The following is a 13279-nucleotide window of genomic DNA, read 5'->3' on the forward strand; positions in this document are numbered from 1 at the left end:
GCCTTCACCGGTGGCGCAGTCGTGGGTTGGACAGGATCGCGACGATGTCGGCGGTCGTGACCAGGATCAGGTACGCGGTGCAGAAGATGATCGCGACCGCCTGTACCAGCGGCAGGTCGCGGGTGGCGACCGCGTCGACCATCAGTCGCGCGACGCCGGGATAGTTGAAGATGATCTCGACCACGATGACGCCCCCCAGCAAGGTCGACAGGCTGAGCGCGATCGCATTGGCGATCGGCCCGATGGCATTGGGCAGCGCATGGCGCAGCACCACGCGGGCGGGCGAACAGCCCTTCAGCCGCGCGGCCTCGCAATAGGAGGTGTCGAGCGCGTCGATCACCGCCGCGCGGGTCATCCGCACCATCTGCGCCATCACGAAACAGGCGAGGCTGAACACCGGCAGCGCGAACACGCGCACCATGTCCCAGCCCGAATGAATGTCGCGCGTCGACGACAGCGCCGGCAGCCAGCGCAGCGTGACCGCGAACAGCATGACCGCCAGCGTCGCGATCAGGAATTCGGGGACCGACACGATGCCGATCGTCGCGATGCTGATCGCCCGGTCGAACCGCGTGCCCCGCTTGACCGCCGCGACGATGCCGAGCGTCAGCGCCAGCGGCACGGACACCAGGGCGGTCAGCCCGGCCAGCGTCAGCGAATTGCCCAGCCGCGCGCCGATCATCTCCCGCATCGGCAGCCCGGTAATGAGCGACCGGCCGAGGTCGCCGGTCAGCACGCCGCCCGCCCAGTCGACATAGCGTTCCCAGGCAGGCTGATCGAGGTGCATCGCCTTGCGCAGGCCGGCCAGTGCCTCCGGCGTGGCGCTCTGGCCCAGGATCGCCTCGGCCACGTCGCCTTCCATCAGCTGCGCGATGGCGAACACCGCGAGCGAGACGCAGACCAGCGTGATGAGCGCCGCCCCGACCCGGCGGCCGATCAGCAGGAGCAGGGGAGGGACGGTCATGCGCCCTCCAGCCATGCGTCGGCGGCGAAATCGAACCCCATCAATCCCCCCTGCGGCATGGGTTGCAGCCCCTTCAGCCGGGGGCTGTGCGCGTCGAGCAGGCTGAGGAACAGCGGGATGCCGATGCCCGAATGGTCATGCACCAGATGCTGCATCTCGCCGTACAGCGACTTGCGGCGTGCCTCGTCCGTTTCGCCGCGCGCCTCGACCAGCAGCCTGTCGAAGCGCGGGTTCTTCCACGCGCTTTCGTTCCACGGTGCGTTGGAGGCGAAGAACTGGGTAAAAATGATGTCGGCGGTCGGGCGCGGGTTGATGTTGCCGAAGCCGAGCGGCACCTTCATCCAGCTGTTGGTCCAATAGCCGTCCGCCGGCACGCGGCGAATGTCGAAATGGACGCCCGCGCGACGCCCGGCATTCTGGATCAGGACCGCCATGTCGTCCGACTTGTCGGCCGCCGTCGAAGTGACGATGGGCAGGCGCGCGCCGATCATTCCGGCGCGCTCGAAATGATGGCGCGCACGGTCGGGATCGAAGGGGCGTTGCTGCACGCTCGGGTCGAAATAGGGGTTGGTCGGTGCGATCGGCTGATCGTTGCCGATCGTCGCATAGCCGCGGAAGATGGCGTTGCGCATCGTCTCCCGGTCAAGCAGCAACTTCAGTCCCGCCACGAAATCGGGATTGTTCGTCGGCGTCTGATCCATCCGCGCGATCAGGTTGGTATAGCCGCCCGATTTGGTCACCAGCAGGTCGAAGCCGGCGGCGGTGAGGTGGCGGGCGATGCGCGGGTTGATCGCATGGATCAGGTCGACATCGCCCGACAGCAACGCGTTGATTCGTGCGCTGTCGTCGGAAATGGCGAACAGCTCGACCTCGCCCAGCCGCACCTTGCGCCGCCAGTAATCGCCCCAGCGCGCCGCGATCGATTGTACGCCCGGCATGAATTCGACCATGCGCATCGGCCCGGTGCCGATCGGCTGGCTGAAGTCGCGGGTGCCGTCGCGGACGATCTGGAACTGCGGGATGCCGAGGATCGTCGGCAGGTCGGAATTCGGGCTTTTCAGGACGATGCGCACATGATCCGGCCCATCGGCGCGGACCGAGGCGAACTGGTCGGCGAATACGCGGGCCTTCGATCCGACCGCCGGGTCGAGATGGCGGTTGAGCGAATAGACCACATCGGCGACCGTCAGCGGCGTTCCGTCGTGAAAGCGCACCCCGCGCCGCAGCCGGACCGACCAGTCGCGCGCATCCTGGCTCTCGATCGCCTCCGCCAGCGCCGGCTGCGGGCGGGACCGGGCATCCAGCCGGGTCAGCCCGTCATAGACCATCGCGCAGCGGCAGAAATCCGACACTACCGTCTGGCGCGCCGGGTCCATCGTGTCGGCGGTCGAGCTGACCGCCACCGCGACCCGCAACCGGCCGCCCTCCGGCTCGGGCCGCGCCGGGGTGAAGCCGCACGCACCCAGCCCGAGCGAAAGCCCGCCGCCGCCGATCAGGCGGATCGCATCGCGCCGCCCGATCAATGCCGCCAGTCCTGATAGCGGTAATAGGCACCGACGAACGGCAGGAACCACGGCGGTCCGAAATGCCCCGGCACGGCGGGCCAGTCGATGCCGTGGAACGGATTGGCCTCGACCGGGTCGGCGCCGGTCATGATCCGGGCCATGACCTCGCCCATCAGCACTGATATCTGCGTGCCGTGACCGCTATAGCCCATGGTGTAATGAACCCCGTCGCGGACCCCGGCGCGGGGCAGGCGGTCGGCGGTCAGGTCGACGACCCCGCCCCAGTTGTGCGCGATGCGGACGCCGGCCAGTTCGGGGAAGATTTCCAGCATCCGCGCCTGCAACACCTCGCCGCCGCGCATGTCGTTGCGCGGGCTGGACAGGGCGAAGCGGGCGCGACCGCCGAAGATCAGGCGATTGTCGGCGGTCAGGCGGAAATAATTGCCGATGTTGCGCGTGGTCGTCCCGTTGCGCCGGCCCGGCATGATCCGGTTCGCCAGGTCGCCCAGCGGCTCGGTCGCGATGATGAAGCTGCCGATCGGCACGATCCGCCGCCGCAGCCAGCCGAACGGCCCGCGCATCGATGCGCCCGTCGCCAGCAGTACCGCATCCGCCACGATCGTGCCGCGCGGGGTGACCAGCTTGTGCCGGCCGTCCACCATGCGGCTATGTCCGGTCAGCGGCGTCTGTTCGTGCAGGCTGGCCCCATGCCGCACCGCCGCCCGCGCCAGCCCGGCGGCGAAGCGGCCCATATGCAGCGAGGCGCTGCGCGGGAAGACCAGCCCGCCGTGGAACGCGTCCGACCGGATTTCGCCGGCCAGTTGATCCCGGTCGAGCAGGCGGATGTCCGGTTCGACCGTCTTCGACAGCAGGTCGGCGGCGCGGGCGAGCTTGGCGACATGTTCGGGCTTGTCGGCCAGCTTGAGCTTGCCGTTGCGGGTGAAGTCGCAGTCGATCGCTTCCTCCGCCACGATCGCTTCGACCCGGTCGACGCCGGTGTCGAAGGCGCGGTACATCGCCGTCGCCCGTTCGCAGCCGAAACGGTTGGAGAGCGCGGCGAAATCCCCGGCGATGCCGTTGTTGCACTGGCCGCCATTGCGTCCCGATGCCTCGCCCGCGATGCGACCCGCCTCGATCACCACGACGTCGGTTCCGGCCATCGCCAGCTGGCGCGCGGCGGCAAGGCCGGTGAAGCCGCCGCCGACGACCACGACGCTGGCGCGTGCAGGAAGCGGGGCCGTCCCGTCCTGCGCAAAGCGTTCGCCGCTATCGAGCCAATAGGATTCGAGCATCATGATGCGGTTTCGTGTCCCCCCGGGCGTCTGACCGTCCCGATGCAGCATAGAATGCTACGCGGCGTCGGCATCGTCTCGCTTTAGTTGTGTCATCCGCCGGTCATATGTGCCGATCCGTCCCCGAATGACCGCACAGCATACCGTGTCTGGGTCGATTGAGGGCGGGCCGCAGGGGTGTCCTGCGAAGGGGGAACGGCAAATGGCCCGGTTGCCACAACAGCAGGATATTCTGCGTCGACCGGTAAATCGGGCGCGAATGCCGTCTCCGGCCATCGGGTGCGGCACCTCCTGCGCCATATCGAACGGTAGAATGGGTTGAGAGGATTTCGATGGAACGCCAGACCATGCCGACGAGTGTTGTTACGCCCCCCGCCGGGACCGAGGCCCGCACGATGCGCCTGCGTCCCATGACGCCTGATGACATCGGCGCGCTGCACGCATTGGCCAAGGCGGAACAATGGCCGCACCGGCCGGAGGATCTGGCCGACATGCTGGCGGTCGGGACCGGGACGGTTGCCGACCTGGCAGGCGAGATCGTCGGTACGACGATGTGGTGGCGCGCGGGGCCGGCTACCGCGACGCTCGGCATGGTCATCGTCTCCCGCCGTCACCGGGGCGCGGGCATCGGCCGGATCGTGATGGACGCGGTGCTGGAACAGATTACGGCCGAGCTTGGCCCCAATGCCGCGATCATGCTGAACGCGACCGAGGAGGGGCTTCCGCTCTATCGCAAGCTCGGCTTTCGCGGGGTCGGCGAAATCCTCCAGCATCAAGGTGCCGCCTTTCAGGCGCCACTGGTACCGTTGGAGGCGGGCGAGCGCATCCGGCCGATGGGGGACCGCGACGGGGAAGCCGTCGACGCGCTGGTCCTCGGCGCGACGGGGCTGGACCGTCCGCCGGTTATGGCACTGCTGCGCGAAAAGGCGCACGGCGTCATGCTGACCCATGGCGACGATATCACCGGCGTGGCGCTGTTCCGCCGGTTCGGGCGCGGCTATGTCGTGGGGCCGGTGATCGCGCCCGATGCGACCCGCGCCAAGGCACTGATCGCGCAGTGGATCGGGTCGCGCAGCGGCGAATTCATCCGGCTCGACATCCATGGCAATAGCGGGTTGGGCTCGTGGCTGGAGGAGCTGGGGCTGGTCCGGGTCGGACGGGTGGTGACGATGGTGCGCGGAGAAGAACCGCCCGCCACCGCGCCGGGCACCGGCTTCGCCATCGTCAGCCAGGCGCTGTGCTGATGCACATCGACCTGCGCGCGACCGGGCTGCTGGTCGAAACCATGCTGATCGACGGGGCGTGGACCGGCGCGGCGGACGGTGCGACGCTCGACGTCACCGATCCCGCCACCGGAGAGACGATCGGGACGATCCCGGCGGCGGGCGCGGCGGATACCGAGGCGGCGATCGCCGCCGCCGCCGCCGCACTGCCCGGATGGCGACGGCGCACCGCCGATGATCGCGCCAACCTCCTGGAGGCGTGGCACCGGCTGATTCTCGACCATGCCGATGCGCTGGCCGCGATCATGACTGCCGAACAGGGCAAGCCGCTGGCCGAGGCGAAGGGCGAAATCGCCTATGCCGCCAGCTTCGTGAAATGGTTCGCGGGTGAGGGGCGGCGGGTTGCCGGCCACACTATCCCCGCACCGACCGCCGACCGTCGCGTGCTGGTGACGCGCGAGCCGGTCGGGGTGTGCGCCGCGATCACGCCGTGGAATTTTCCGGCGGCGATGATCACCCGCAAGGTCGCGCCGGCGCTGGCGGCCGGCTGCACCGTGGTCATCAAGCCGTCGGAGCTGACCCCCTATACCGCGCTGGCGATCGGCAAGCTGGCGCAGCAGGCCGGGATGCCGGCCGGGGTCGTGAACATCGTCACCGGCCTGCCGCAGGCGATCGGCGAGACGCTGACCGCATCGCCGGTGGTGCGCAAACTGTCCTTCACCGGATCGACCCGGGTCGGGTCGCTGCTGATGCGGCAATCGGCGGATACGCTGAAGCGCCTGAGCCTCGAACTCGGCGGCAATGCGCCGTTCATCGTGTTCGACGATGCCGATGTCGATGCGGCGGTGGCCGGCGCGATGGTGTCGAAATTCCGCAACGCCGGACAGACCTGCGTCTGTGCCAACCGCCTGCTGGTGCAGGACGGCATCCATGACCGCTTCGTCGCGAAGCTGGGCGAGGCGGTGCGTGCGCTCCGGGTTGGCGACGGCCGGGCGGAGGGGGTGACCATCGGTCCGCTCATCAACGCCGCCGCCACGACCAAGGTGGCCGAGCATGTCGCCGATGCGCTTGGGCAGGGTGCACGGATCGCCGCCGCGCCGGACGGTGCGCCGGACGACGCGCGCTTCGCACGACCGGTGGTGCTGACCGGTGCGACCGCCGGGATGCGGCTGGCGTCGGAGGAAACCTTCGGCCCCGTCGCCCCGGTCTTCCGCTTTCGCGACGAGGCGGAGGCGGTCGCGCTTGCGAACGCCACGCCGTTCGGTCTCGCCAGCTATTTCTACACCGACGACCTGCACCGAGCGTGGCGGGTGGGCGAGGCGCTGGAATTCGGCATGGTCGGGCTGAACACCGGCGCGCTGGCGATGGAGATGGCCCCGTTCGGCGGGATCAAGGCATCGGGCCTCGGCCGCGAAGGCGGGCGCGAGGGCATCGAGGAATATCTGGAAACGAAGGCGTTCCATTGGGGGGGATTGCAGGGCCTGTGACAAAATATCGGATCGCGGTGATCCCCGGCGACGGGATCGGCAAGGAAGTGGTGCCCGAGGGTATCCGCGCGCTGGAGGCCGCGGCATCGGCGTTCGGCTTCACCGTCGAGCAGCAATGGCATGATTTCGCCTCCTGCGACTATTATCTCCGCCACGGCCGGATGATGCCGGAGGATTGGAAGGCGCGGATCGGCAATGTCGATGCGATCTTCTTCGGCGCGGTCGGCTGGCCCGACACGGTGCCCGATCATATCTCGCTGTGGGATTCGCTGATCCAGTTCCGGCGGGAATACGACCAATATGTCAACCTGCGGCCCGCACGGCTTATGCCGGGCGTGCCGTGCCCGCTGGCCGGTCGGCAGCCGGGCGATATCGACATGATGATCGTGCGGGAAAATACCGAGGGCGAATATTCCGCCATCGGCGGCACCGCCTTTCCCGGCACCGACCGCGAGGTGGTGCTGCAGGAAACGATTATGACCCGCACCGGCACCGATCGCATCCTGCGCTATGCCTTCGACCTCGCGCAGAAACGGCCCGCCCGGCACCTGACCTCGGCCACCAAGTCGAACGGCATCGCGATCACCATGCCATGGTGGGACGGCCGGGTTGCCGAGATGGCGAAGAACTACCCGGACGTGCGGACCGACAAATACCACATCGATATTCTGGCCGCGCAGTTCGTCATGAACCCCGACCGGTTCGACGTGGTGGTCGCCTCCAACCTGTTCGGCGACATCCTGTCCGACCTGGGGCCGGCCTGCACCGGCACGATCGGCATCGCACCGTGTGGCAACATCAACCCCGACCGCAGCGTGCCGTCGCTGTTCGAACCGGTCCACGGCTCCGCGCCCGATATCGCGGGGCAGGGGATCGCCAATCCTGCCGGCCAGATATGGTGCGCGGCGATGATGCTCGACCATTTCGGCGAACATGCCGCCGCCGCGTCGATCGTGAAGGCGATCGAGACCGTGCTGGCCAGCGATACCGGCCGCACCCGCGACCTCAAAGGGTCTGCCGATACCGAACAATGCGGCAAGGCGGTCGCCGCCGCCATCGGATAGCGCGAGCGGCCGTGCGGCATAATCTGCTGCTCGGCCGTAAAGTTCGGCAGCTTGGGGCGGCCGATCGGGATGGCATCATGCTTCCCCGCCGCCCGTCGCCGCTACGATAGCGGCATCACCAGCAGACAGGGCGTGTCATGTTTTCCAATTCGCTGATCGAGGCGGATCGTCGCCACCTCATCCACCCGGTGTCGGCGTGGCGCGGGCATGAGGCGCGCGGCGCGACCGTGCTGACCCATGGGCTGGGCATGTACCTGACCGACAGCGAGGGCAATCGCCTGCTCGACGCCTTTGCCGGGCTGTGGTGCGTCAATATCGGCTATGGCCATGACAGCGTGGTGGAAGCCGCCGCCGAACAGATGCGGCGGCTACCCTATGCCACCGGCTATTTCTCCTATGCCAGCGAACCCGCGATCCGGCTGGCCGAGCGGCTGGCGGGCCTCGCGCCCAGGGGGCTGGAGCGGGTCTATTTCACCCAAGGGGGGTCGGATTCGGTCGATTCCGCGCTGCGCTTCATCGTCAACTACTGGAATGCCCAGGGGCGGCCGACCAAGAAGCACGTGATTGCGCTCGACAAGGGCTATCACGGATCGTCGTCGAACGGCGCGGGCATCACCGGCCTGCCGGCGTTCCACCGGTTGTTCGATCTGCCGCACAGCTGGCAGCATCATATTCCGGCACCCTATCCCTATCGCCATGCGGTCGGCGACGATCCGCAGGCGGTGATCGCCGCCAGCGTCGCCGCGCTGAAGGACAAGGTCGCCGAACTGGGTGCGGACAATGTCGCGGCCTTCTTTGCCGAACCGGTGCAGGGGTCGGCCGGCGTGATCGTGCCGCCGCGTGGCTGGCTGGCAGCGATGCGCACCACCTGCACCGAGCTCGGCATCCTGCTGGTCGTCGATGAGGTCATTACCGGCTTCGGCCGGACCGGCCCGATGTTCGCGTGCGAGCATGAAGGCGTTACACCCGACCTGATGACGTTGGCGAAGGGGCTGACCGCCGGCTATGTGCCGATGGGTGCAGTGCTGATGTCGGCGGAGATCTATGCCGGCATCGCCGATGGTCCCGACAATCACCTGCCGATCGGACATGGCGCGACCTATTCCGGGCATCCGGTGGCAGCAGCCGTCGGCCTGGCCGTGCTGGATCTGTACGAGGGTGGCATCATGGCCAACGGCATCGCACGCACGCCGCAACTGGCGGCCGGGCTGGCCAAGATTGCCGACCATCCGCTGGTCGGCGACGTGCGACAGGCCGGGATGCTCGCCGGGATCGAACTGGTCGCGGACAAGGCGACCAAGGCGCGGTTCGATCCTGCGCTGGGTCTGCCCGACCGCCTGTCGCGCACCGGATATGCCAACGGCATCATCTTCCGCGCCTTTGCCGATGGCACGGTGGGCCTTGCTCCGGCGATCAGCTGCGACGAGGAGGACATGGCGACATTGCTTGCGCGGCTGACCGCCACGTTGGATGATGTCGCCGCGCAGCCGGACGTGCGTGCCGCACTGCGATAATCGTTTGTGCGCACGGGGAAGGAAGGGGTAGGGCCGCCGCCATGACGTCAGCGCCGAAACTGGATCGACTGGACTTCCGCATCCTGGCGCAACTGCAGCGCAACGGGCGGATCACCAATGTCGATCTGGCCGATGCCGTCGGCCTGTCGCCCAGCCCGTGCCTGTCGCGCGTGAAGCGGCTGGAAAAGGCCGGCTATATCACCGGCTATGGCGCGCATGTCGCGCTCGCCAAGCTGGGTGAGACGCTGACCGTCTTTACCGAAGTCACGTTGAAGGATCACCGCACCGGCGACTTTTCCCGGTTCGAACAGCGCGCGCGCAACGTGCCGGAAATCGTCGAATGCCATCTGGTAAGCGGCGGATACGACTATCTCATCAAGTTCATCACGCGCAACGTGTCGCAATATCAGGAACTGATCGAGTCGATTCTCGACAGCGATTTCGGGATCGAGAAATATTTCAGCTACATCGTGCTGAAATCGCCGATCGTGAAGCGGTACGACCCGATCGAGACCCTGTTCGAGGATCGCGGCTGACGCCGTAGCGGGGCGGGCGGGCCGGGTCGCCCGCCGTCATTTTTCCCTTTCACCGAAGACGTTCGCGACCGGCGTCCTGCCGGCCTGAACGCGTTGCCGCTCCGACGACGGGACTGGCGTCCGTTGCGCCCGTCCTGTGCCGTCCGACGCGGCGGACCATCGGCAAGGCCGTCCGGCAAGATCGTGTCGGTCCGACACGCGCAAATCCGCATTTCGTTCCGATCCTGTCATGGCTTCGCAATAAAATGCTTCCGGCCACCCCCCATCATGCATCCACCGCAGAGAGGGCGTCACATGGACCCGCCGGTCGAGAGCGACCGGAACGAAGGCCAGGACGCCGTTCGACAGAGGGCGACGCGACAACCTTTACATTCTTGGGGGATCCTATGCGCTACCGACATCTGCTATCGTTGAGTGTCGCCGGGCTGGCCGTCACGGCCGCTGCCGGTGCCGGGGCACAGACCGTGCCGGTGGCGATGGAGGTCGCAGGCGGGGCGATCGACCCGACGGCTGATCCCACAGCGGATGCGCAGGCCGGCGATGCCCAGCAGTCCGAGATCGTCGTTCAGGGCGTCCGCCAGCAATATGTCGCGAATGTGCCGACGATCGAGGTGCCGCAGAGCATCCAGGTTTTGTCGATGGAGACGCTGAAGGATGCCGGAATCACCCGGCTCGACAATGCGCTTGACTTCGCGACCGGCATCGCGCGGCAGAACAACTTCGGCGGGCTGTTCGACGTGTTCGCCTGTCGCGGGTTCAGCGGCGACGAAGGCGCGGGCAGCAATTATCTGGTCAACGGCTTCAACGCCGCGCGCGGCTATGGCGGCGCGCGCGACACGTCCAACGTGCAGCAGGTACAGGTACTGAAAGGTCCCAACTCCTCGCTCTTCGGGCGCGGCGAACCGGGCTGTACCGTCAACATCATTACCAAGAAGCCGGGCTTCCTCCTGCACGGCGGCGCGATCCTGTCGGCGGGCAGCTACAAGAATTTCCGCAGCGAAGGCGACATCAACGTGCCGCTGTCGGACCGGGTCGCAGTACGCGTGACCGGCGCGGCGGAATCGGCCGACAGCTTCCGCGACTTCGGGTCGAGCGAGAAGGTGACCGTCACCCCGTCGTTCCTCGCCAAGCTCGGGCAGGACAGCTCGATCAGCTATGAATTCGAATTCATCGACCAGAAGGTGGTGTTCGACCGCGGCATCATCGCCCCGACCGGCGACCTGAAGCTGGTCCCCAAGACCCGTTTCTTCGGTGAACCCGGCGACGGCCCGGTCCATGTCCGCGCCATGGGGCATCAGGCGCAGCTGCAGCATGACTTCAGCCCCGACTGGTCGCTGGTGCTGGGCGTCGGCTATCGTGACACCTTCTTCCGCGGCGTGTCGACCGAGGCGGAACTCGCGGCCGGTCGTCAGCGGCTCTATACCGACGGCACGACGCTGTCGCGCCAGCGCCGCGATCGCGACTATTCGACGACCGACCTGACCTTCCGCGGCGAATTGAGCGGCGAGTTCGCGACCGGTCCGGTCGGGCATCACATGATTATCGGCGCGGACTGGGACGATTACGCGCTCGACGTGATCCAGAACCGCTATCGCCCGCCTGCCGTCGCGTCGCAGACCGCCGGCAATCTGGTCGCGGGCAACCGGATCAACATCTTCGAACCCGTCTATGGCAAGCTGCCGACGCCCGGCGTGTTCCAGAGCTATCTGGAGCGGCAGAACAGCTATGGCGTGTATCTGCAGGATCAGGTCGACCTGACCGATGCGCTGAAGGTCCGGTTCGGTGGCCGCTACGACCAGTTCGAACAGATTGTCGACGATCGCATCGCGAAGCGCCGGACGATGCAGTCCAAGACGGCGTTCAGCCCGTCGGTCGGCGCGACCTATGTGTTCGGCGACCATGTCTCGATCTACGCCAATTACGGCCGCGGTTTCCGCCCGAACAACGGCACCGATGCCAACAACAATGCGTTCGAGCCGGAACGCACCGTCTCATACGAAGCGGGCACCAAGGTTTCGCTGTTCCGCAACCGGCTGACCGGTACGCTCGCCGCCTTCAAGACGACCAAGAACAACGTGCTGACCGCCGACCCGATCAATGCCAACTTCTCGCTGGCGGTCGGCAAGGCGCGCAGCAAGGGCGTCGAGGCCGAACTGTCGGGCAACCTGCCCGCCGGGTTCCGGGTCCAGCTGAACTATGCCTATATCGATGCCGAAGTCGCGCAGGACGCGCTCGATCCGAATTTCGGGTTCGGCCTGCGCGAGGGCGATCCGCTGCTCAACATCGCCAAGAACAGCGGCAGTGCCTTGGTGTTCAAGGACTTCGATATCGGCGACCAGCGCCTGACGTTGGGGGCCGGCGTCAATTATGTCGGCAAGCGGCTGGGCGAGACCGGTTTCCGCTTCGGCAATGGCAGCTTCTATTACCTGCCCGCCTATACGCTGACCCGCGTGACGGTGGCGTTCGAGGCGAGCGACCGGTTGCGCATCTCGGGCGAGGTCACCAACCTGTTCGACGTCGATTACTTCCCCAGCTCCTATTCGCGGCTGTGGACGCTGCCCGGCGCGCCGCGGCAGTTCATGGTGCGCCTCGGCTATTCCTACTGATCGACCGGCGGCTGCCTCCTCCCCGTCGGAGGGGGCGGCCGCGATCCGAAAGGATCGACGTGGCGGATAATCCCCGTACAAGGGTGATTATCCGCCCGTTTTCGTTGAGAAGTTGATGTCCGATACCCTGAAGGTGATGCTCCAGCACATACTGCCCAAGCAGGGGCTGACCGTCCTTGCCGGTCGGGTCGCAGGGGCGCGGGGCGGCGCGCTGACCACGCGGCTGATCCGCTGGTTCGTCGCCCGCTACGGCGTCGACATGGGCGAGGCGGCGAACCCGGATATCGCCAGCTATGCCAGCTTCAACGACTTCTTCACCCGCCCGCTAAAGGCCGGGGTCCGGCCGATGGCGACGGCGGATTTCATCTGCCCGGTCGATGGCGCGATCAGCCAGCTGGGGGCGATCGACGATCACCATATGGTGCAGGCGAAGGGGCATCGCTTCACCACGACCGATCTGGTCGGCGGCGATGCCGCGCTGGCCGAACGGTTCCGCCATGGCAGCTTCGCCAATCTCTATCTCAGTCCCAAGGATTATCACCGGCTGCACATGCCCTGCACGGGACGGCTGCTGCGGATGATCCATGTGCCGGGCGCGCTGTTTTCGGTGAACCCGGTCACCGCGCGCGGCGTGCCGAACCTGTTCGCCCGCAACGAGCGCGCGGTGTGCGTGTTCGATTCCGCCGAACATGGCCAGTTCGTGATGGTACTGGTGGGGGCGACCATCGTCGGCAGCATCGTCACCCCGTGGCATGGCGTCGTCAACGCGAAGCGCACCGGCAAACTGACGGAATGGCACTATGCCGATCGCGATATCACCCTTGCCAAGGGGGAGGAGATGGGCCGCTTCCTGCTGGGGTCGACCGTCGTGATGCTGTTCGAACGCGACCGCATCGCCTTCACGCCCGACTGGGTGCCGGAGCGCACCGTGCGGCTGGGTGAGCGGATGGGCGACCGGCCGAACTGACGTCAGCGGTTTCCAGGTTGCGCGACGTCGGCTCATGCCGCCTCGCGTAACGCGGAGCGTTTACGGGCATCCTCGGTCTCGCCGGACGAGCGGTTTACGTCGGACCTGTCCACGATTCGCA

At 67.0% G+C, this 13279-nt stretch carries 10 protein-coding genes; 7 read left to right on the top strand and 3 right to left on the bottom strand.

Annotated elements, in window-relative coordinates:
* Positions 1 to 4 precede the first annotated feature (4 nt).
* The 3 genes from MF609_RS10020 to MF609_RS10030 are packed head-to-tail and all read right to left on the bottom strand — an operon-like array spanning position 5 to position 3764.
* Positions 5 to 964 carry an ABC transporter permease gene (locus MF609_RS10020; RefSeq protein WP_242416174.1) on the bottom strand — a complete coding sequence of 320 codons (960 nt, stop codon included), beginning with the start codon at positions 962 to 964 and terminating at the stop codon, positions 5 to 7.
* On the bottom strand, positions 961 to 2487 hold the full coding sequence (locus MF609_RS10025) for an ABC transporter substrate-binding protein (RefSeq protein WP_242416175.1): 1527 nt from the start codon (positions 2485 to 2487) through the stop codon (positions 961 to 963). The genes MF609_RS10020 and MF609_RS10025 overlap by 4 nt, the downstream gene beginning before the upstream one ends.
* Positions 2484 to 3764, bottom strand: coding sequence for an NAD(P)/FAD-dependent oxidoreductase (locus MF609_RS10030; RefSeq protein ID WP_242416176.1), 1281 nt, complete (start codon positions 3762 to 3764; stop codon positions 2484 to 2486). The genes MF609_RS10025 and MF609_RS10030 overlap by 4 nt, the downstream gene beginning before the upstream one ends.
* Before the next feature lie 392 nt (positions 3765 to 4156).
* Here MF609_RS10030 and MF609_RS10035 point away from each other — a divergent pair, with 392 nt between their 5' ends.
* The 7 genes from MF609_RS10035 to asd all read left to right on the top strand — a co-directional run bounded on the left by MF609_RS10035 (position 4157) and on the right by asd (position 13158).
* Positions 4157 to 5005, top strand: a complete 849-nt coding sequence (locus MF609_RS10035; protein ID WP_242416177.1) for a GNAT family N-acetyltransferase — start codon at positions 4157 to 4159, stop codon at positions 5003 to 5005.
* Positions 5005 to 6471, top strand: a complete 1467-nt coding sequence (locus MF609_RS10040; RefSeq protein WP_277991164.1) for an NAD-dependent succinate-semialdehyde dehydrogenase — start codon at positions 5005 to 5007, stop codon at positions 6469 to 6471. The genes MF609_RS10035 and MF609_RS10040 overlap by 1 nt, the downstream gene beginning before the upstream one ends.
* Positions 6468 to 7535 carry a tartrate dehydrogenase gene (locus tag MF609_RS10045; RefSeq protein ID WP_242416178.1) on the top strand — a complete coding sequence of 356 codons (1068 nt, stop codon included), beginning with the start codon at positions 6468 to 6470 and terminating at the stop codon, positions 7533 to 7535. Before MF609_RS10040 ends, MF609_RS10045 begins: the two co-directional genes overlap by 4 nt.
* 137 nt (positions 7536 to 7672) lie before the next feature.
* Positions 7673 to 9049 carry an aminotransferase class III-fold pyridoxal phosphate-dependent enzyme gene (locus tag MF609_RS10050; RefSeq protein WP_242416179.1) on the top strand — a complete coding sequence of 459 codons (1377 nt, stop codon included), beginning with the start codon at positions 7673 to 7675 and terminating at the stop codon, positions 9047 to 9049.
* Positions 9050 to 9090: 41 nt separating this feature from the next.
* Positions 9091 to 9585: an Lrp/AsnC family transcriptional regulator gene (locus tag MF609_RS10055; RefSeq protein WP_242416180.1), complete on the top strand. Its 495-nt coding sequence runs from the start codon at positions 9091 to 9093 to the stop codon at positions 9583 to 9585.
* Between the two features lie 386 nt (positions 9586 to 9971).
* Entirely contained in the window at positions 9972 to 12191 is a 2220-nt protein-coding gene (locus MF609_RS10060) for a TonB-dependent siderophore receptor (protein WP_242416181.1), read from the top strand.
* Positions 12192 to 12306: 115 nt separating this feature from the next.
* A complete protein-coding gene (gene asd / locus MF609_RS10065; protein WP_242416182.1) occupies positions 12307 to 13158 on the top strand; it encodes an archaetidylserine decarboxylase in 852 nt (283 codons plus the stop codon).
* Positions 13159 to 13279 lie beyond the last annotated feature (121 nt).

The sequence above is a fragment of the Sphingomonas panni genome, from assembly GCF_022664435.1.
Classification (GTDB): domain Bacteria; phylum Pseudomonadota; class Alphaproteobacteria; order Sphingomonadales; family Sphingomonadaceae; genus Sphingomonas; species Sphingomonas panni.

Coding starts and splice junctions, on each gene's coding strand:
- MF609_RS10020 (WP_242416174.1), bottom strand. CDS start 964: ATGACCGTCCCTCCCCTGCTCCTGCTGATCGGCCGCCGGGTCGGGGCG.
- MF609_RS10030 (WP_242416176.1), bottom strand. CDS start 3,764: ATGATGCTCGAATCCTATTGGCTCGATAGCGGCGAACGCTTTGCGCAG.
- MF609_RS10035 (WP_242416177.1), top strand. CDS start 4,157: ATGCGCCTGCGTCCCATGACGCCTGATGACATCGGCGCGCTGCACGCA.
- MF609_RS10040 (WP_277991164.1), top strand. CDS start 5,005: ATGCACATCGACCTGCGCGCGACCGGGCTGCTGGTCGAAACCATGCTG.
- MF609_RS10050 (WP_242416179.1), top strand. CDS start 7,673: ATGTTTTCCAATTCGCTGATCGAGGCGGATCGTCGCCACCTCATCCAC.
- MF609_RS10055 (WP_242416180.1), top strand. CDS start 9,091: ATGACGTCAGCGCCGAAACTGGATCGACTGGACTTCCGCATCCTGGCG.
- MF609_RS10060 (WP_242416181.1), top strand. CDS start 9,972: ATGCGCTACCGACATCTGCTATCGTTGAGTGTCGCCGGGCTGGCCGTC.
- asd (WP_242416182.1), top strand. CDS start 12,307: ATGTCCGATACCCTGAAGGTGATGCTCCAGCACATACTGCCCAAGCAG.